22 protein-coding genes are annotated in these 17,444 nt (G+C 66.5%); 5 read left to right on the forward strand and 17 right to left on the reverse strand.

What is annotated here, in order from left to right:
- The first annotated feature begins 7 nt into the window (after positions 1-7).
- Both ACLB0R_RS02080 and ACLB0R_RS02085 read left to right on the forward strand, forming a co-directional pair.
- Positions 8-475, forward strand: coding sequence for a hypothetical protein (locus tag ACLB0R_RS02080; protein WP_416641700.1), 468 nt, complete (start codon positions 8-10; stop codon positions 473-475).
- 97 nt (positions 476-572) lie between these two features.
- A complete protein-coding gene (locus tag ACLB0R_RS02085; RefSeq protein ID WP_416641701.1) occupies positions 573-1,847 on the forward strand; it encodes a hypothetical protein in 1,275 nt (424 codons plus the stop codon).
- 13 nt (positions 1,848-1,860) lie between these two features.
- On the opposite strand, the gene ACLB0R_RS02090 is transcribed toward ACLB0R_RS02085, so the two are convergent.
- From ACLB0R_RS02090 to ACLB0R_RS02110, 5 genes are all read right to left on the reverse strand, one after another.
- Positions 1,861-2,334 carry a DUF417 family protein gene (locus ACLB0R_RS02090; protein ID WP_416641702.1) on the reverse strand — a complete coding sequence of 158 codons (474 nt, stop codon included), beginning with the start codon at positions 2,332-2,334 and terminating at the stop codon, positions 1,861-1,863.
- A 63-nt stretch (positions 2,335-2,397) separates the two neighbouring features.
- Complete coding sequence (locus ACLB0R_RS02095; protein WP_416641704.1) at positions 2,398-2,949, reverse strand: GNAT family N-acetyltransferase; 552 nt, start codon at positions 2,947-2,949, stop codon at positions 2,398-2,400.
- Positions 2,946-3,737: a LysR family transcriptional regulator gene (locus ACLB0R_RS02100; protein WP_416641706.1), complete on the reverse strand. Its 792-nt coding sequence runs from the start codon at positions 3,735-3,737 to the stop codon at positions 2,946-2,948. The genes ACLB0R_RS02095 and ACLB0R_RS02100 overlap by 4 nt, the downstream gene beginning before the upstream one ends.
- Positions 3,734-4,132, reverse strand: a complete 399-nt coding sequence (gene apaG / locus ACLB0R_RS02105; protein ID WP_416641708.1) for a Co2+/Mg2+ efflux protein ApaG — start codon at positions 4,130-4,132, stop codon at positions 3,734-3,736. Before apaG ends, ACLB0R_RS02100 begins: the two co-directional genes overlap by 4 nt.
- Positions 4,129-5,337, reverse strand: coding sequence for a trans-sulfuration enzyme family protein (locus ACLB0R_RS02110; RefSeq protein ID WP_416641710.1), 1,209 nt, complete (start codon positions 5,335-5,337; stop codon positions 4,129-4,131). Before ACLB0R_RS02110 ends, apaG begins: the two co-directional genes overlap by 4 nt.
- A 94-nt stretch (positions 5,338-5,431) precedes the next feature.
- On the opposite strand from ACLB0R_RS02110, the gene ACLB0R_RS02115 reads away from it, so the two are divergent.
- On the forward strand, positions 5,432-6,664 hold the full coding sequence (locus ACLB0R_RS02115; protein WP_416641711.1) for a glycosyltransferase family 39 protein: 1,233 nt from the start codon (positions 5,432-5,434) through the stop codon (positions 6,662-6,664).
- On the opposite strand, the gene leuB is transcribed toward ACLB0R_RS02115, so the two are convergent.
- From leuB to ACLB0R_RS02130, 3 genes are read right to left on the reverse strand one after another with little or no spacing between them, the layout of a single operon-like run.
- Positions 6,661-7,701: a 3-isopropylmalate dehydrogenase gene (leuB, locus tag ACLB0R_RS02120; RefSeq protein ID WP_416643076.1), complete on the reverse strand. Its 1,041-nt coding sequence runs from the start codon at positions 7,699-7,701 to the stop codon at positions 6,661-6,663. The two genes, ACLB0R_RS02115 and leuB, sit on opposite strands and share 4 nt — an antisense overlap.
- A gap of 52 nt (positions 7,702-7,753) precedes the next feature.
- The gene (gene recO / locus ACLB0R_RS02125; protein ID WP_416641713.1) at positions 7,754-8,485 is read right to left on the reverse strand and encodes a DNA repair protein RecO; all 732 of its coding nucleotides are present in this window, start codon (positions 8,483-8,485) and stop codon (positions 7,754-7,756) included.
- A gap of 45 nt (positions 8,486-8,530) precedes the next feature.
- On the reverse strand, positions 8,531-9,508 hold the full coding sequence (locus tag ACLB0R_RS02130) for a GNAT family N-acetyltransferase (RefSeq protein ID WP_416641715.1): 978 nt from the start codon (positions 9,506-9,508) through the stop codon (positions 8,531-8,533).
- Positions 9,509-9,694: 186 nt separating this feature from the next.
- On the opposite strand from ACLB0R_RS02130, the gene ACLB0R_RS02135 reads away from it, so the two are divergent.
- Complete coding sequence (locus ACLB0R_RS02135; RefSeq protein WP_416641717.1) at positions 9,695-10,360, forward strand: outer membrane protein; 666 nt, start codon at positions 9,695-9,697, stop codon at positions 10,358-10,360.
- A 33-nt stretch (positions 10,361-10,393) separates the two neighbouring features.
- Here the strand turns inward: ACLB0R_RS02135 and uvrC are convergent, their stop codons facing one another.
- Positions 10,394-12,310 (reverse strand): excinuclease ABC subunit UvrC, encoded by a 1,917-nt coding sequence (gene uvrC / locus ACLB0R_RS02140; protein WP_416641719.1) that lies wholly within the window; start codon positions 12,308-12,310, stop codon positions 10,394-10,396.
- Positions 12,311-12,351: 41 nt separating this feature from the next.
- Entirely contained in the window at positions 12,352-12,933 is a 582-nt protein-coding gene (locus tag ACLB0R_RS02145; protein WP_416641720.1) for a TetR-like C-terminal domain-containing protein, read from the reverse strand.
- A 48-nt stretch (positions 12,934-12,981) separates the two neighbouring features.
- Between ACLB0R_RS02145 and ACLB0R_RS02150 the strand changes: the two genes are divergently transcribed.
- Positions 12,982-13,368: a VOC family protein gene (locus ACLB0R_RS02150; RefSeq protein WP_416641721.1), complete on the forward strand. Its 387-nt coding sequence runs from the start codon at positions 12,982-12,984 to the stop codon at positions 13,366-13,368.
- 59 nt (positions 13,369-13,427) lie between these two features.
- Here the strand turns inward: ACLB0R_RS02150 and mddA are convergent, their stop codons facing one another.
- From mddA to ACLB0R_RS02185, 7 genes are all read right to left on the reverse strand, one after another.
- On the reverse strand, positions 13,428-14,162 hold the full coding sequence (mddA, locus tag ACLB0R_RS02155) for a methanethiol S-methyltransferase (protein WP_416641723.1): 735 nt from the start codon (positions 14,160-14,162) through the stop codon (positions 13,428-13,430).
- Between the two features lie 129 nt (positions 14,163-14,291).
- Positions 14,292-14,612 (reverse strand): hypothetical protein, encoded by a 321-nt coding sequence (locus ACLB0R_RS02160; RefSeq protein WP_416641725.1) that lies wholly within the window; start codon positions 14,610-14,612, stop codon positions 14,292-14,294.
- A gap of 112 nt (positions 14,613-14,724) precedes the next feature.
- The gene (locus tag ACLB0R_RS02165) at positions 14,725-15,267 is read right to left on the reverse strand and encodes a F0F1 ATP synthase subunit B family protein (RefSeq protein WP_416641727.1); all 543 of its coding nucleotides are present in this window, start codon (positions 15,265-15,267) and stop codon (positions 14,725-14,727) included.
- 13 nt (positions 15,268-15,280) lie between these two features.
- Entirely contained in the window at positions 15,281-15,766 is a 486-nt protein-coding gene (locus ACLB0R_RS02170) for a F0F1 ATP synthase subunit B family protein (protein ID WP_416641728.1), read from the reverse strand.
- Positions 15,767-15,798: 32 nt separating this feature from the next.
- On the reverse strand, positions 15,799-16,023 hold the full coding sequence (locus tag ACLB0R_RS02175) for a F0F1 ATP synthase subunit C (protein WP_375390701.1): 225 nt from the start codon (positions 16,021-16,023) through the stop codon (positions 15,799-15,801).
- A 31-nt stretch (positions 16,024-16,054) separates the two neighbouring features.
- A complete protein-coding gene (locus ACLB0R_RS02180; RefSeq protein WP_416641730.1) occupies positions 16,055-16,819 on the reverse strand; it encodes a F0F1 ATP synthase subunit A in 765 nt (254 codons plus the stop codon).
- Positions 16,816-17,136, reverse strand: a complete 321-nt coding sequence (locus ACLB0R_RS02185) for an AtpZ/AtpI family protein (protein ID WP_416641732.1) — start codon at positions 17,134-17,136, stop codon at positions 16,816-16,818. The genes ACLB0R_RS02180 and ACLB0R_RS02185 overlap by 4 nt, the downstream gene beginning before the upstream one ends.
- Positions 17,137-17,444: the final 308 nt, after the last annotated feature.

The following is a 17,444-nucleotide window of genomic DNA, read 5'->3' on the forward strand; positions in this document are numbered from 1 at the left end:
CAATATTATGCTGCCCTGCATCGCCCTGGCAATCGCGTTGGCCGCTCCTGCCAACCCAACCGTCAACGTTACTGATCGCCGCGCTATTTTGGTCGAAGCCCAGCAAGTCGAGCGAGACTTTGTGCCGCGGGATGCCGAGACAATCCATCGCACGTCTGCGCAACTGCTCCAATTGTCGCGCAGCGCAGCGCGCTTGGGCGACTCCTCATTGGCGAACGAGCTGAAGGTCAAGGCCGCTTATGTTCAGCTGATCGCGCGCGACGAGCGTTGGGTCAGGTTTGCCCTGCTCGAGGTGATCCAGGATGATCGCACAAATCCGGCGCTGCGCGCTGATGCGCGTGCGATGCTTGCCTTCGTCAATCGCCCGCGCCGCGATGATAACCGCTCGCTCTATGTGCCTGATCAACGCTCCTTTGGTGTGTCCTTCGGTGTGAACAACTTCCCGGAGCCGACCTACCCAACCCAAGGTCGCTAGACGCGGCGCGATAAGGGCTTGCCCGCCCTAAGTCCTTCACTTGCCGCTGTTATGGCCGCATGATACGATGCGCGGGTGAAGTAGCGGAGAGACGGACATGCTTTTTTTGGCGTCACTGCTCGTCCTGGCGGGTACCGATCTGGAAGCTGCCGCGCCCAAACCGGCGAACAAGGCTGATGCCGCTACCAATGCACAGAAGCCAATTATCGTCACCGCGATCAGGCTGAAGGACAGTGCCGATGCGGTGCGACGCTGCGTCGAGCGCCACTGCCCGCCCGATCAGGACATCGCCGCTGCCCTCGCCCATGCCGAAAATCAGTTCATCAGCGGGGACTATCGAGGTGCCCGCAACACGCTGAACGCCGCGCGTGGGCGCGACCGTCGCTTCGCCAGCAAATTCCCCGTGCAGGTTGCCAGTCTGGTCCGGGCCAGCGCGCGCGTCTCTGCTCATTTGGGCGAAGGGGAGAGCTATCGCATCGAAACAATCGACGCCCTTGATGCACTGAAGCAAGGCCTGCCCGGCGACGATCCCCGTGTCTTGGCGGGGCGCCTGGAGATCGGCGACATGCAGGCGCGGCTGGGTGCGCTGCTGACAGCGCAGCGCATCTACGAGGACACAGCTGATCGCGCCAAGCGGTTGGGGGTCGCCAATGTCGAGGGCCTCGCCTTGCTGCGGCTGGCAAATCTTTTCGACAAGCAGGGCAGCGAGGAAGGCAAGCTAAGCCCCGAGGCGGAACGCATTCTGGACGGGATGATCGCCGAAAAGGACCCTCAAAAAAAATCATTTGTCGGCGCAGCGCTGCTGCTGAAAGCGCAGATGGCCAATCGCGCGCATGATCCCCGCGCCCCGATGCTGGTCGAGCAGGCGATCAAGACGCTGCCGGGAACGTCCCGGCCGGTATTGGTCTTCGCGCCGTCGATCGCCGATATCGGCAAAAGCGCGCGCGGCGTGGACGGGCGAGCTGATTTCATTGAGGGTGTCGCTCCGACCAGCCCGGCGGGTCGAAGCGCTTGGGAAACCCAGCTCGACCAATTGGCAACGCAAAATTTTGACGACCAATGGGTCGACATAGCGTTTTTCGTAACACCAGACGGCCATGTCAGCGAGCCCGACGTTATTCGCAAAAGCAGCAAGTTGGACGATTCGGGCTGGGTAAAACAGCTGCTCGCGTCAATCGCCGCCCGCCGCTATCTGCCGCTCGACCGCGATGCCAATGACCCTGGTGTGGCGCGCGTCGAACGCTACACCCTTACCTCGCTCTGGCGAAAAGGCACGGGGACGGGCATTCAACAACGGTCGGTCGACGGCCATATCGAGATGCTCGATCTTTCCGTGGACGCGCCGCCCGCGAAGCCTGCCGCCAGCAACTAAACCGTTGGACCATTCAGGCGGCCGAGGTGTCGGCGGCCCGCAATCGCTGCGCTGAGAATACAAAGACCGCATAGCTCGCCGCAAACAGCCCGGCGTCCTTGAACAGGAACTGCGCGATCGCGCCGATGAAGGGGAAGCCATATCCCTTTTCCCATAAGGGTGCGCCCAGCGTGAAGCTCAAGGTGACGAGGAACGTCGCCATGCCCATCAGCCCGCCGAGCAGGCTGATCCGCGTGTTCCACTGGCCGAGCGCCAGCGCCGCCGCCGTCGATAGCTCGATGACGCCGATCACCTTGCTCGCCACATAGGGACCCCAGAGCGGGTACATCCACGCGAACAGCGGATAATGGCTCGCGATCTTGGCGACCCCTTCCGCCTCATAAGCCGCGAACTTGGCGGTGCCGAAGAACAGGAAGATGAACACGAGCGACCAGCGGAGCACGGTGATCGCGCTGTCCATGCTGGGCGCGGGAAAACGAGATGGCATGATGAACCCCCAAGAGTGAGACGAGGGAGCATTCGTAGGAGGTCGCTGATCGGTTACAGCCGACTAACGCCGCGCCAGCCATTCGTCGCGCAACAAGCCCCAGATCAGGCTGTCGCGGATGCCGATATGCGTGTCCCACTCGCCGCGGAGATGACCTTCGAGCGTGAAGCCCAGCGATTTGAGCAGCGCGTTGGAGGGCGCATTGTCCGGGTCGGTATCGGCCATCACGCGGCGGCGGCGTTCCTCGACAAACAGCAAGTCGAGCAGCCGCGTCACGCCTTCGCGGGCATAGCCCTGCCCCCAGAGCCGGCGCACGACCATATAGCCGATCTCGACAACGCCGTTGCGTTTGAGCCCCGCCGCCAGCGTGCCGATCGCGCGATTATCGCCCTTCAGGTAGACCGACCAGCCGCGCCAATCGGCATTGGGGTCATAGCCGCCGGTCGGGCTGAACCGCGTGGCGAGATAAGCGCGCGTCTGCTCGACATCGGCATGCGGCGCGCTCGACCAATAAGTCATCAGCTCGATATCGCCATAAGCCTCGAACAGCGCCTCGGCATCGTCGGGGGTTTGCGGGCGCATGTCGAGCCGGGCGCTTGCGAAGCGCTCGCTCATGCGGTCAGCGCATCGACCAGCGCTCGAACCTTCTTCTGCCGCCATTGGGGAAGCGGCGCGACAAGCCAATAGCCGAACCGATACGGGCGCGGCTCGCCAATCGCGACGACACGACCGGCGGCGAGATCGGCGCGGACCAGCAATTCGGGCACCGTCGCGCGGCCCAGCCCTTCCGCCGCCGCGTCGATCGCCAACCCGGCATCGCCGACGCGGACCAGCGACACCTCGGGATCGTTGAGGCAGCCCGGCCAGGAAATCCGCGTATCGACACCGCCGCCGGGCCGCTCAACGGTGATCATCCCGTCCGACTCGAGCGCCTCGCCCTCATGCTCGCCCGGCCCCTCGCCCCAGCGCACCGCAAGATCGAGATTGGCTTCGGTGAAATCGAGATCGTCGTCGGCGGGCACCAGCACGAAGCGCAGCTCGCCATCATTGCGCGCGATTTCGGCGAGGCGCGGCATCAGCCATTTGTGCATAAGATCGCGCGGCGCGGCGATGGTGAGCGATTTGGACGATTGCCCCGCCTGCATCGCGCGCACCGCTTCTTCGAACTGGAGGAAGCCATGGCGCAGCGCCGCCAGCCCCGCTTCGCCCTCGGGCGTCAACTCCAGGCCCTTGGTCGTGCGGCGGAACAGGACGACGCCCAGCGTTTCCTCGAGCGCGCGGATCTGCTGGCCGACGGCGGCGGGGGTGACCGCTAGCTCATCGGCCGCACGCGTGAACGACAAATGCCGCGCGGCGGCATCGAGCACGCGCAGGCCGTTCAAGGGCAGATGGGTCCGCTTCAACTCGCCACCGCCGGCGCGACGAGCGCGAATTTCGGGATAGCGACGTCGAACCCCGCGCCGTCGGCGTCGATCATGTGATAGCTGCCTTGCATCGATCCGGTCGGCGTCGCCAGCGGGCAGCCCGAGACATAATCGAAGCTCGCGCCCGGCAGGATCAACGGCTGCTCGCCGACCACGCCCTCGCCCTCGACCGAATGGCGCGCGCCGCGACCATCGGTGATGATCCAGTGCCGGGTGAGCAACTGCACCGCGACCGGCCCCTCATTCTCGATGCGAATATGGTACGCCCAGAACCAGCGGCCGCGATCCGGCTCGGACTGTTCGGCGAGATAGCTGACCGACACGCGCACGGTGACGCCATGCGTTTCGGCAGTGAAGGGGAACAGCGCTTTCACAGCCCCACCGCCGTCAGCGCCTGATCGAGATCCTCGATCAGGTCCTCCGGGTCTTCCAGCCCGACATTGAGGCGCAGCATATTCTCGGTCACGCCCATCTCCAGTCGCTTGTCCTCGGCGACGCCCGAATGCGTGGTGGAGGCGGGATGCGTCATCAGCGAGCGCGAATCGCCGATATTGTTGCTGATGTCGATCAGCCCCAGCGCATCGAGCAGGCCATGCGCCTGCTTGCGCCCTTCGGCGACCTCGAACGCGAAGATCGGCCCGCACGCCGCCATCTGGCTCCTCGCGAGATTGTGCTGGGGGTGGCTGGGCAGGCCGGGATGGAGGATGCGCGGCACGCGGCCTTCGATGAAGCGACCGACCTTCACGGCATTCTCGCTCTGGCGGCGGATGCGCAGGTCGAGCGTTTCAAGCCCCTTCAGCACCACCCAGGCGTTGAACGCACTGAGCGTGGGGCCGGTGTTGCGGGTGAAGGGGAGCAATGTGCCGGTGATCCACTCCTCGGTGCCGCACACCGCGCCGGCGAGCACGCGGCCCTGCCCATCCATCATCTTGGTCGCCGAATAAGCAACCACATCGGCGCCGAATTCGAGCGGGCGCTGCAGCGCCGGCGTGGCGAAGGCGTTGTCGACCACGGTCGTAATGCCCCGCGCCCGCGCGATGTCGCACACCGCTTGCAGATCGACCACGTCCATCGTCGGGTTGGCCGGCGTTTCGAAGAAGAAGACCTTGGTCGTAGGCCGCGCCGCATCGATGAACGCCTGGGGATCGCGCGCATCGACCACCGTCGTCGCAATCCCGAATTTGGGCAGCAGCGTATCGACCAGCCAGCGGCACGAGCCGAACGCGGCGCGCCCGGCGACGACATGATCGCCGGTCTGGAGCTGGCAGAGCAAGGCCGCGGTCATCGCCGCCATGCCCGTCGCCATCGTCCGGCACGCCTCCGCGCCTTCGAGCAGCGCGATGCGTTGTTCGAGCATCTCGACCGTCGGGTTCTGCAGCCGCGAATAGGTCATGCCGATCTGATCGCCGGCAAAGCGCGCGGCGGCGTCGCCCGCGCAATCATAAGCATAGCCCGAGGTGAGGAAGAGCGCTTCCGACGTCTCGCCCCATTCGGATCGCGCGGTGCCGCCGCGCACCGCTTGGGTGGCAGGACGCCAGGCTTGCGTGATCGATCGGTCCTGTCCGGTGCGGCGCTTCATCCGAGCCGCTTTGCCGCGCCCGCCAAGCCCGCGTCAATGCCCAAGCGCGATAGGGCGTGACAGCAAATCTTGGCCGGGCGATAAGCGCGGTCGCATGGCCGACCCCGCTCGCTTCCCCTGGCGCCCGATGATCGGGCTCGGCGCGGCGGCGGAAGTGCTGTTCCTAAATGGGCTGGCGCGCGATCCCCGCCCCTATTTCGACGAGACGCATTATGTGCCGGCGGCGCGCACGCTGCTCGCGCTGACCGGGCCGGTCAATATCGAGCATCCGCTGTTCGCCAAGGAGCTGATCGCCGCCGGCATCCTGCTGTTCGGCGACAATGCCTGGGGCTGGCGCGTGCCGATGACGTTGTGCGGCGCGGCGACGGTGATAGCGATTTTCGCGATCGGCTGGCAGCTGTGGCGGGAGGTGAGGCCGGCGATCGTCGGCGCGCTGATCGCGCTGACCGGCTTCACTTTGTTCGTCGAAGCGCGGCTGGCAATGCTCGACGGGCCGATGGCGGCGCTAGCGCTGGCGGCAATCGCAGTGCTGCTCGCCGCCGTCCACGCGCGGAACGCAGGGCGCTATGTGGCGCTCGCCGGCGCGCTGTTCGGGCTGGGGGTCGCGGCGAAATGGGCGGCGCTGCCGTGGTTCGGGCTGGCTGGATTGGCGCTGGGCGCGGCGACGCTGCGGCCGCGCGGGTTGTTTGGCGGACTTGGCCCGATCACGGCGGGCGCTCTGTTCGCGGCGCCGGCGGTGCTTGCCTATTTCATCACCTTCGCGCCGGCCTTTTTCTATGCCGACCAGCCGCTGACGCTCGCCACGCTGATCCCGTTCCAGGCCGATATCTATGCCGAGCAGACGCTGCCGATGCCGAGCCACCCCTATCAATCGAATTGGTGGAGCTGGCCGCTCGATCTGCGGCCGATCTGGTATCTTTACGAGCCCGTCGACGGCGTCGAGCGCGGCGTGCTGATGCTCGGCAATCCGGCGGTGATGTGGGGCGGGCTGATCGGGCTCGGCTACGGCCTGATCGAGGGCGCGCGCCGCCGCGCCTGGCCGCTGCTGGCGCCGGTGGCGCTCTGGGCGGGCGCCTATCTGCCGTGGATCATCATCCCCAAGAAAATCGGCTTTTTCTATTATTATTACGGCGCCAGCCTGTGCCTGCCGCTGGCGATTGCGGGGATGGCGCATGCGCTCGACCCGGACGGACGGCGGCGTTTGGGGTGGATCGCGGTAGCGGTGAGCACCGCGCTTTTCCTGTGGTTCTACCCGATCCTCTCCGCTGCGGCGCTGGAGGGGCCGGATGCGTTCCTCCGCTGGATGTGGCTGGCGAGCTGGCCCTAGGCGAGCGCCGCCAGCACCGCTTCCGTCATCGCCTCGGTCGAAAGTGTGCCGCCCAGATCGGCAGTCCGCGCGCCTGCTGAGAGCGCCGTCGCCACCGCCGCTTCGATCCGATCCGCCGCCCCCGTCTCGCCCAGCGAATGGCGCAGCATCATCGCCGCCGAGAGGATTGCCGCACACGGATTGGCCTTGCCCTGCCCGGCAATGTCAGGCGCCGAGCCGTGGATCGGCTCGTACAGCCCCTTCCCTGCCGCATCGAGCGAGGCAGACGGCAGCAAGCCGATCGACCCCACGCACATGCTCGCCTGGTCGGACAAGATGTCGCCGAACAGATTGCCCGTCACGATCACATCGAACTGGCCGGGATTGCGCACCAGCTGCATCGCGGCATTGTCGACATACATATGGCTGAGCGCGATCTGAGGGTAATCAGCGGCGACCTCGATCACCACATCGCGCCACAGCTGCGAGGTTTCCAGCACATTGGCCTTGTCGACCGAGCAGAGCCGGCCACGCCGCTTGGCCGCCGCCTGGAAGCCGGCATGGGCGATGCGGCGGACCTCGGCCTCGTCATAGCTCATCACGTCATAGCCCTGGCGCAGGCCCGCGGGCGTGGTGCGCAGGCCTTTCTCGCCGAAATAGACGTCGCCGTTAAGCTCGCGGACGATGAGCAGGTCGATCGCACCGGCGACATCGGGCTTGAGCGCCGAGGCATCCTCCAGGCCCGCGAACATCTTTGCCGGGCGGAGATTGGCGAAGAGCGTGAGCTCCTTGCGCAGGCCGAGAATGGCCTGCTCGGGGCGGAGGGCGCGGGGGAGCGCATCACAGCTGGGATCGCCGACCGCGCCGAACAGGATGGCGTCGGCGCGGCGCGCCAGATCGAGCGTTTCGGGCGGCAGCGGATGCCCGGTCGCGTGATACGCCGCGCCACCGACAAGGGCTTCCTCGAAGCGGAGGCCGAGCCCCAGCGCCTCAAGCACGCGGCGCGCGCCGTGCGTCACTTCCGGGCCGATGCCGTCACCGGGCAGGATTGCGATCAAGGTCAAACGATGGTCCCCTTTCCTTGCACCCGCTTTGCGAGCGCGACGCGCCTCACGCAACCGCTCGTTTCAACCGATCGACCAGCCGCGCGCGCGCCACAAGCATTTCCGCCTGCCGATCGGTCAGCACATCGCGCGCCAGGAAATGCCCGGTGATCGCCAGCGCCGCGAGGATATCGGGCCAATCCGCCTCGCCGCCCGCGCGCAGAAACGCCGGCAGCGGGAACAGCCGCGCTTCATACCCCGCTGCCGCCGCGCGGCTCACCGCCCCGCCGCTTTTGGGCGAGACCCAGTCGAGATCGTCGGTCGCGCCCGTTGCGGCACAACGACTGAGATCGAGCCCGAAGCCCAGCTCAGCGAGCAACAGCAGCTCATAGCGCGCCAGCGCCGCTGCCCAGCCGCGCGCCGCCGGTGCTGCCTCGACTGCCGCCAGCACCGCTTCCAGCGTGTCGAACAGCGCGGGAAATGCCTGGCCCTCGGGCAGCGCCGCCACGGTCAGCACGGTCAGCCAGTCAAGCGCGGCAGCGGGCAGCGGCTCGGCGTGGAGCGGGGCCAGGCTGTGGATCAGCTCGACCGTCAGCGCCGGCAATTGCTCCTCGGTGCGCGCGCGCCATTCGCCGATCACGCGGTTGGCCGGCTGCAGCACCGGGCGCAGCCGCCGCGAATGGCCGCCGCGAACATAGCCGGGCTGGACACCATGCTCGCGCGTCAGCGCGCGGACGATCGCGCCATGCTCGCCATGCGCACGAACCGCGAGGACCAGGGCTTCACCGCGAAACTGCATCGCCGCCGCGCTAGCACGGCGCCCGGCGCGGCGGAAATCGCGGGCTCAATCCTGCGGCTGGCGCCGACGCAGATTGGGCAAGCGCACCATGCCGCCTAGCGGCGCGAGCATGCGCCGGGTGCGATCATAACCGCGCAGCACTACCCCGCCGATGCGATTGGCGAGCGACGGCCGCAGCAAGGTGACATCGACGCTCGCGACGCCGCCCGTCGCCAGATCGTCGAACAACCGCGACCGGGCGGCACTCAAATCCACTCGCCGCAACCGCTCCTCGCCAAACAAGTCGCGGATCGCATCGAGCAGCAGCACCGCAAGCGGCGCCAGATCGGCAAAGGCGGGATCCTGGCCATAATGCTCGATCCGCACGGTATCGCCGGCAATGCGCGCGTGGAGATAAGCTGCCGGCTCGCCCGCGATGCTGAGCACCCAGCAGCGCAGCTTGTTGTGCTGGGCGGCGGCGACAAGACCGCGCTCGACATCCGCATCGGCAGCCAGAGCGCCCGGCGCGCGATGCTGCACCCCGCGCCGCGCCAGCCGATGAACCTGATCGAGGAACGGCTCGACCGCCGCGGCATGATGAAAACGCGCAACCGCCACCGCTCCGCCCGACAGCGCCGCTATCCGTTCCGCCTGCACAGCGAGCATCGAGCGCGTGCGCGGCGGCAGCATCGCGAAATAGCGATCGAACCCGCCGGCGAGCTCGGCATAGCTGCGGACATGGTGACGCCGCACCACCGCGATCATGCCGCCGCTTGCCGTCGCGAGATCGTCGAGCTTCTCGACCGCGAGCCCCGCCACGGCATAGCCCTGTGCCGCCCGATCGAGCACCGGCAGCACGGGCAAGCGCCCCGCCAGCGCATCATCGAGCGCGATATCGACCGGGATCAGGCGGTGCTGCAGTGCGCGCAATGCGGCATCGGCGATCTTGGCGGGGCGTGGTTCGGCAGCCGCTGCTCCACGCCGTTGCTCCGGCTGCGCGACTTGCTGCTGCTCCAACCCGAACGCCCCCGCGACTGACGCCATACTCCCCGTCCCCAACGGATTTTACCCCGGCAGCGGTTATGCCGCGCGCAACTGTTGCTGCCAAGCACCACCTCGCCGCCAAGAATCGCTGCTGTGTCACGAATTGACACCAGCGCGGAACCAATCGAAGCGGTCGGTGGTTCGGGGGCGGTCGTTGAAAATCGGCCTGTTCTCGGAGGTTAATCCATGCGTACCCTGCGTTTCATCGCCACCTGCGCGCTCGCGCCCCTATCGATCGCGGCAGCGCCCGCCTTCGCCCAGGATCAACCCGCTCCCCCTGCGCCCGCGCCCGACACCACCACGAGCGCGCCTGAGGGCACCGCAAACGAATCGGATACCAACGGGTCGCGCTTCCTGGGCTTTCGCGTCGCCGGCCAGGTCGCCTATGATCGCTTCCAGGCGCTCGGCAAGACGCATGACGGCGTCGGCTATGGCGCCGAAGCGGGGTTTGACGGGCAGATCGGCCCGGTCGTGATCGGGCCTTCAGTGAGCTATTATCGCGGCGATGATGCGCAGGTTTGCGCGCCGCAATCGGGCGGCAATGCCTGCACCAAGAGCTTCCGCGAAGTCGCCGCCACCGCGCGCGTCGGCTTACAAGTCGCGCCGGCGCTGCTGATCTACGGCAAAGGCGGCTACGTGACCAATTACCAGCGCAAATTCTTCAACAGCAGCGCGCCCGGCGGCGCCGGCAGCTATTATCAGCGGTATAATAGCGAGGGCTTCACCGTTGGCGGCGGCGCCGAATATGCGCTGGGCAAGCACTTCTTCATCGATACCGAATATCGCTTTTCGCAATATAACGACCACACCTCACGCCATCGCGCGCTGGCGGGCTTCGGCATCCGCTTCTGATGATTGCCATGGCCGCTAGGGGCAAGCGTGCCCTTAGCGGCTATGGTAGAAATCGTAGACTTGCCGCGCGACCGCTGCCGATACCCCCGGCGCTTTCTGCAAATCCTCCAGGCTCGCGCCGCGTACCGCGCGGGCGGTGCCGAAGTGCATCAACAGCGCTTTCTTGCGCGCCGGGCCGATGCCGGGCACTTCATCGAGCGGGCTGGCGCCGATTGCCTTGGCGCGCTTGTCCCGATGCGCGCCGATCGCGAAGCGATGGACCTCGTCGCGCAAGCGCTGGAGGTAGAACAGCACGGGCGCGTTGACCGGCAGCTGGAATTCGCGCCCGTCCATCAGGTGGAACACCTCGCGCCCGTCGCGACCGTGATGCGGACCCTTGGCGATGCCGACCAAGCAGACATCCTCGATGCCCAGCTCTTCCAGCGCCTCGCGCACCGCGTTCAACTGCCCGCGCCCGCCGTCGATCAGCACCAGATCGGGCCAATCCTCGCGATCGGGATCCTCATCCTGCGCGCGAGCAAACCGCCGCTGGAACATCTCGCGCATCATGCCGTAATCGTCGCCCGCCACGGTCTCGGCGCGCTTCATGTTGAACTTGCGATACTGGCCCTTGCGGAACCCCTCGGGCCCGGCGACGACCATCGCCCCCAGCGCATTGGTGCCCTGGATGTGGCTGTTGTCGTAGATTTCGATGCGCTGCGGCGGTTCGGGCAGCTCGAACAGCTCGGCGACTTCGCGCAGCAGCTTGGCCTGCGTCGTCGACTCCGCCAGCCGCCGGTCGAGCGCTTCCTTGGCATTGCGCTTGGCTTGGTCGAGCAGCCGCCGGCGCGTGCCGCGCTGCGGGACCGACAGCTCGACGCGCCGCCCCGCCTGGGTGCTCAACACTTCGGTCAGCAGCGCCGCCTCGGGCAGCTCGCGATCGACGAACACATTCTTCGCGGGTGGCACTTCCTCGTAAAATTGGGTGAGGAAACTGGTCAGCACTTCCTCCTCGGGCACATCGGCGGTGTGGGCGGGGAAGAAGCTGCGATGCCCCCAATTCTGCCCGCCGCGAATGAAGAACGCCTGGATGCCCATCACCCCCTGCTTAGCGGCGAGCGCGAAGATGTCGGCGTCGCCCACGCCTTCCGCATTGATCGCCTGGCTGCCCTGGATGAAGGTCAGCGCGCGCAACCGGTCGCGCAGAATCGCGGCGAGCTCGAAATCCATCGCTTCGGCGGCCGCCTGCATCTGCGCGCCGAGCTTGGCCTGCACTTGCGTCGACTTGCCCGCCAGGAAATCCTTGGCATCACTCACCAGCTCGGCATAGCCCGCCGCGTCGATCCGCCCGACGCACGGCGCCGAGCAGCGCTTGATCTGATAGAGCAGGCACGGCCGGTCGCGCGTCTTGAAGAAGCCGTCGGTGCAACTCCGCAGCAAAAACAGCTTTTGCAGCGCGTTCAGCGTGGTGTTGACCGATCCAGCGCTGGCGAACGGGCCATAATAGTCCCCTTTGATCCGCCGCGCGCCGCGATGCTTCTGGATGCGCGGAAATTCGTGATCGGCGCGGAGCAGGATGAACGGAAACGACTTATCGTCGCGCAGCAGCACGTTGTACGCCGGGCGATAGCGCTTGATCAGCTGCGCCTCGAGCAGCAGCGCTTCCGCCTCGTTATTGGTGGTGACGATCGTCATCGCGCGCGTTTGCGCGACCATGCGCTGGAGCCGCTTGGGCAGGCGCTCGACCTGGGTGTAATTGGTCACGCGGTTCTTCAGCGCGCGCGCCTTGCCGACGTAAAGCACATCGCCGCGCGCATCGAGCATGCGATACACGCCGGGCCGCGCCGGCAGCGTTTTCAGCACATTGCGGATCGCCGCGACGCCCGCCTCCAGATCGGGCGCGTCGGCACCGCGCACGGCGTAGGTCGCTTTTTCCTCGTTGAAGCGCGTCGGGGCATTGGGATCGGTCATTGCAGCGCCGATCTAGGGTCGCACCCGGGCTTGCGCAAAGGTCAAACGAAGATGGCGCTGCACGCCAGCGCCAGCGTTGCCTCTACCGTGTCGCGATTGGGCAATGGCTCGCCGAACAGCAGCGGGGTGTAGAGCGGCGCATAGAGCAGCGCGAGCGCCGGGCCGATCGCGACGCCGGCGCGCAACTCCCCCGCCGCCGCCGCGCGCTGCATCCGCTCAAAGCCCCAGCGGCGGCGCGGCGCCAGCCAGCGTTCGCCGAGCGCCTTGGCCAGCACCGCGTCGCTGCGCGCGCCGCCCAGCATTTCGGCAAAGGCTCGCCCGCGGTCGCCGCGCAGCAGCTCCGCAAGGTCCAGGATCTGCGCTCGGAAATCGTCGCGCGCCGCGCCGCCATTGGGCAAGCGGAGATCAGCTTCGGTCCCGTCGAAAAAGGCGTCCACCGCCAATTCGGCTTTGCTCGGCCACCAGCGATAAATCGTCGTCTTGGCCGATCCTGCCGCCGCCGCGACCGCCTCGATCGACAGCCCGGCATAACCCCGCTCGACCAGCAAGGTCAGCGCTGCCGCAAGCAAGCGTTGACGCGTCTCCTCGCTGCGCGGCCGACCGGTTGGGATTGACTCAGTCATATGAAACGCTACCGTAGCGTATCGAATCAATCAAGGAGCGTTGATCCCATGGCCGTTGTCCCCAATACCATCGATATCGTTGTCAGCGACATGGGCAAGTCATTAGCCTTTTACGCCGCGCTGGGCTTGAACGCCCCGCTCGACCGCGCCGACGAGCCGCAGGTCGAAATCGCCACGCCCGGCGCGCCGACGATCGGCCTGGTGAGCGAGCAGATGGTGCGGCAGAGCAACCCGCATTGGGTTACCCCGGTCGGCCAGCGCGTGACCTTTGCGTGCCGGTGCGACGACGCCGCCGAAGTCGACGCGGTCTATGCGCATATGGTGGCCGCGGGCCACACTGGTCTCAAAGAGCCCTGGGACGCCTTTTGGGGCCAGCGCTACGCGTTCCTGGCCGACCCCGACGGCAACCGAGTCGATCTTTTCGCCGAGCTTTGATCGACAGCGGCCGGACTGGCGCGGGAGGACGCCCCGTCTGGGCACTCCCGCGCGATCCGTCACCCCCGCGTTTTGCCAAGCCCCGGCACCAGCATGCCGACGCGGGCCTGATAAGCGCGATACTGGTCGCCGAACGCCGCCACCAGATCGCGCTCCTCATAGCCGATCGCGATCAGCGTGTAGACCGACATGCCGAGCGCGAGCACCAGATGCCCGACGGTCATCACCGGCGTCGCCCAGAAGGCGATGAAAAAGCCGAGGTAAAGCGGGTGGCGCACGAGCCGGTAGAGCAACGGCGTGTGGAACGCAGGATCGGCGGCGCGGCGGTCGGCAAGCGCGCGATATGCCTGGGCGAGGCCGAACAGCTCGAAATGGTTGAGCAGGAAGGTCGAGAGCAGCACCATCGCCCAGCCGAGCGCGTTCACGCCCCAGAGCACCAGCGCGGCGGATCCCCCGACTGACCAGAGCGGCGTCGTGATCGGCCGCCAGCCGACGAACAGGATGTGGAGCATGATGCTCGCGGCCAGCACGTAGACGCTGCGCTCCATCGCCGGCGGCACGATGCGCGTCCAGAGGCGCTTGAACCCCTGCCGCGCCATCACGCTGTGCTGAATGCCGAACGCCGCGATCAGCAGCGTATCGATGGCGAGCGCCTCACCCAGCGGCGCCGCCGGGCCGCGGTCGACGGTGATCGGCAGCATCGGCAAATCGACCGTGAAGCCGATCAGATACAGAAATGTCGCAAAAAAAATCGCGTAAATGACGACCGAAATCAGCAGCTGGATCGCACGCATGATCGCTCCCCTCGACCATTGAGCAACGCCCTATCGTGCGCGCGTACCGCGCCGTCGACAAGAGGGAAGTGACCGGCCAGGCCTCGCCGCTGCCGGACCTGGCGGAACCGGCAGCGGCGGGGGCAACGCTTACTTGATCGCGGCGAGGTCGGCGGCGACCTTCTTGAGCAGATCGTCGGTGATCGCGCCGTTGGACAGCGGCTGCAGCGCTTTGAGGCTCATCGACTTGAACTGATCATAGGCCGGGTGGCTGGTGAGCGGCGGAATATCGGCGTCGATTACCGCCTTGCCCTTGGGATCGGCGACGATCGTCTCGATCGGGGTGTCGAGCGTGAACTTGCCGGTCGCCGCAGGCGCGGTCGGCGCGGCGGGCGTCGTCGGCGCGGTTTGCGCAAAAGCGGGCGCGGCGGTCGTCAGGGCAAGCAAGGCAATGGCAGCAGCGGACTTCATATGCGGGCATCCTTCCATATCCTCCCGCGCGAGTCGCGGGAGCTTGATCGGTAGCTTAACGCAACCGGTGCGGCGGAATAAAGGCGTCGCTTGTCGCGGCCGCCCGGCAGGATCAGTTGATCCGCACGAGCCCCGAAATCGCGCGGTCGACGAGCGGCTTGTCGGCGGCGGCATCGTGGCGCTCGGCGATGATCGCGGCGGCGGCGCGCGCGGCGGCATCGGCGGCAGTGGCGCGGACCTCGGCAATCGCGGCGCGCTCGGCCGCGGCGATCTTGTCCTCGGCCATCTTGGCGCGGCGCTGCGCCAGATCGGCGGCGTCGGTCTCCGCCTTGGCGATCAGCGCCTTGGCTTCTTCCTCAGCATTGGCGATGATCGCGGCGGCATCGCCCGCGCTCGCTTCGTTGCGGGCCTTGGCTTCGGCAAGCAGCGCTTCGGCCTCGGCACGCAGCCGCGCGGCTTCGTCGAGTTGGCGCTTGGTTTCGGCGATCCGCGCATCGAGCGTCTCGGTGATCTTCTGCGGCGCCTTGCCGACAAAAATCGCGAGCAGGATGAAGATGGACAGGCCGATATAGACCCAGCCCTCGGCGTCAAAGCCGAGTAGCACCGGGCCTTCCGCATGATTGGCGCCGGCGGCGGCAGTGAGCAGTTCGAACATCGTCGCGCCCCCCTCAGCCCAGCGCCGCGCGCGCGGCTGCCTGGGCAGCGTTGTCGGCAGGCCGCACGCCGGTCAGCTTGTCGACGATCGTCGCGGCAGCATCCGCGGCGACGGCCTCGATTTCAGCCAGCGCCTTGCCGCGCGCCTGCGCCAGCGCGGCATCGGCAGCCTTCGCTTGGGCGTCGAGCTTGGCGTTGGCGTCTTTCAGCTTGGCCTCGACCTTGGCATTGGCCTTTGAACGTGCTTCGGCCACCAAGGCGCGCGCCTTGTCCTGAGCGACGGCAACGCTCGCGTCGTGACTGGCCTGCAGCGCATCAGCATCAGCCTTGGCGGCCTCGGCCTGGGCGATGTCGCCCGTCACCTTGTTCTCGCGCTCGGCCATCACACGGCCCAATTTGGGCAGGGTCGGGCCGACGACGCCGAAATACAGGACGACGAAAAACACCGCGAGCCAGAAGACCTGCGGCCAGAAGACAGTGCCGAATTCAAACTGAGGCAAGGGTCGATCCGATCAGCCGAGAGGTGAAATACTCAGCGGAACGCCAGCACGAAGGCGATAACCGCCGCAATCAGGCCGAGCGCTTCGGTCACCGCGAAGCCGAAGATCACGCGGCCGCCGAGCTTGGCGTCGGCTTCCGGGTTGCGCGCCACACCGTTCAGATACTGGCCGAAGATGTTGCCCACGCCGATTGCCGCGAAGCCGGCGCCCATCGCTGCCAGGCCAGCACCGATCTTAGCTGCAGTTGCCACGTCCATTGTCGTTTCCTTCTCTTGATAGGTCAAAACGTTAGTGAAGATTGATCGCGTCGTTCAGATAGAGCGACGCGAGCAGCGCGAAAACATAGGCCTGCACTACCGCGATCAGCAGCTCGAGTGCGCACAGCGCCACGCTGACCGCCAGCGGCACCGCGCCGAGCACATAAGGCAGCGCGCCGATCGAGCCGAGCGCGATCACGAAGCCACCGAACACCTGCAGCAGCACGTGCCCCGCGGTCATGTTGGCGAACAGACGAATAGCGAGCGTGAACGGGCGGCTGAGGAACGAGAGAATCTCGATCACGAACACAAAGGCGCCGATGAAGACATTGGTGCCCGAAGGCCAGAACAGCGAAAAGAAATGCAAGCCATGCTTGGCAAAGCCCACGATGCACACCGTGACGAAGACGATCAGCGCGAGCCCGAACGTCACCGAGACATGGCTGGTCGGCGTGAAGGTCCCGGCCCAGGGGATCAACCCCAACAGGTTGCACACCAGCACGAAGATGAAGATCGTAAAGATCAGCGGGGCGAAACGGCGGCCTTCTGCCCCGACATTGGCGTCGATCATGTTGCGGACGAAATCGTAGAGATATTCGACTGCCGCCTGCATCCGCCCCGGCACCAGCTGCGGGCGCGCGGTGCCGATGAACAGGAACGCCGCGATCGCGACGGTCGCGACCGCCATCCACAGCGCAGAATTGGTGAACGACACGTCATAGCCGCCAAGCGCCAGCGGCTTCAGCACCTTGATCGCAAATTGTTCCATCGGGCCGGCCATGTCGGTCGCCTTCAATCCTTCTCGTTTCCGGAATCGACGTCGAACTGCGGCGATTCCTGGATCGCGCGGTACACCGCGCCAGCAAAGCCGAGCAGCAGCATGCCGATCAGCGCGAACGGCTTGGTGCCCAGCCCCGCATAAGTATCGATGCCATAGCCAATCGCCGCCGACACCAGCACCATACCGACGAACTCGATCGCGACCGACCAGCCGCGCGTCTCGGCGATCTTGTCGCCCACCGCCGGGCGCTCAGCCGCCGCCTTCGCCCGCGCGATGCGCGCGCTAAGGTCGTCTGATCCGTTCTGGCGATCGTCGGCCAACGCGAAACCCACAGCCCATCCTGATAAGAAAATGCCGCCGCCTTTGGTAAAGGGCGGCGACAGCCGGCACTGGAAGACCAAGCCCCCAAAGCGCGGCCCGTTTAGAAAGCACCGGGGGTCGAGTCAACCGTTGGGCGATGCGGGCTTGTCAGGGCGGCGTCACAGCGGTCCTTTACCAAGATTTTCCCGTCACCCCGGCCTTGAGCCGGGGTCCTGCTTCTTCGACTGCCGGGATCGAGCGGGACCCCGGCTCAAGGCCGGGGTGACGCGGGAAGAAAGGCAGTTTCTTGTCCGCGCACAATCAATTGCCCCCGCCCCGT

Origin of the sequence: Sphingomonas sp. GlSt437, from assembly GCF_048015635.2 — a bacterium.
Classification (GTDB): Bacteria; Pseudomonadota; Alphaproteobacteria; order Sphingomonadales; family Sphingomonadaceae; genus Sphingomonas.

What these genes read in the sequence shown, in the direction of transcription:
- recO (WP_416641713.1), bottom strand. Translation starts at nt 8,485, where the DNA reads ATGCAGTTTCGCGGTGAAGCCCTGGTCCTCGCGGTTCGTGCGCATGGC.
- ACLB0R_RS02150 (WP_416641721.1), top strand. Translation starts at nt 12,982, where the DNA reads ATGGCCGTTGTCCCCAATACCATCGATATCGTTGTCAGCGACATGGGC.
- ACLB0R_RS02110 (WP_416641710.1), bottom strand. Translation starts at nt 5,337, where the DNA reads ATGAAGCGCCGCACCGGACAGGACCGATCGATCACGCAAGCCTGGCGT.
- ACLB0R_RS02090 (WP_416641702.1), bottom strand. Translation starts at nt 2,334, where the DNA reads ATGCCATCTCGTTTTCCCGCGCCCAGCATGGACAGCGCGATCACCGTG.
- ACLB0R_RS02175 (WP_375390701.1), bottom strand. Translation starts at nt 16,023, where the DNA reads ATGGACGTGGCAACTGCAGCTAAGATCGGTGCTGGCCTGGCAGCGATG.
- ACLB0R_RS02115 (WP_416641711.1), top strand. Translation starts at nt 5,432, where the DNA reads ATGGCCGACCCCGCTCGCTTCCCCTGGCGCCCGATGATCGGGCTCGGC.
- ACLB0R_RS02095 (WP_416641704.1), bottom strand. Translation starts at nt 2,949, where the DNA reads ATGAGCGAGCGCTTCGCAAGCGCCCGGCTCGACATGCGCCCGCAAACC.
- mddA (WP_416641723.1), bottom strand. Translation starts at nt 14,162, where the DNA reads ATGCGTGCGATCCAGCTGCTGATTTCGGTCGTCATTTACGCGATTTTT.
- ACLB0R_RS02130 (WP_416641715.1), bottom strand. Translation starts at nt 9,508, where the DNA reads ATGGCGTCAGTCGCGGGGGCGTTCGGGTTGGAGCAGCAGCAAGTCGCG.
- ACLB0R_RS02160 (WP_416641725.1), bottom strand. Translation starts at nt 14,612, where the DNA reads ATGAAGTCCGCTGCTGCCATTGCCTTGCTTGCCCTGACGACCGCCGCG.
- ACLB0R_RS02145 (WP_416641720.1), bottom strand. Translation starts at nt 12,933, where the DNA reads ATGACTGAGTCAATCCCAACCGGTCGGCCGCGCAGCGAGGAGACGCGT.
- ACLB0R_RS02085 (WP_416641701.1), top strand. Translation starts at nt 573, where the DNA reads ATGCTTTTTTTGGCGTCACTGCTCGTCCTGGCGGGTACCGATCTGGAA.
- ACLB0R_RS02165 (WP_416641727.1), bottom strand. Translation starts at nt 15,267, where the DNA reads ATGTTCGAACTGCTCACTGCCGCCGCCGGCGCCAATCATGCGGAAGGC.
- ACLB0R_RS02135 (WP_416641717.1), top strand. Translation starts at nt 9,695, where the DNA reads ATGCGTACCCTGCGTTTCATCGCCACCTGCGCGCTCGCGCCCCTATCG.
- uvrC (WP_416641719.1), bottom strand. Translation starts at nt 12,310, where the DNA reads ATGACCGATCCCAATGCCCCGACGCGCTTCAACGAGGAAAAAGCGACC.
- ACLB0R_RS02080 (WP_416641700.1), top strand. Translation starts at nt 8, where the DNA reads ATGCTGCCCTGCATCGCCCTGGCAATCGCGTTGGCCGCTCCTGCCAAC.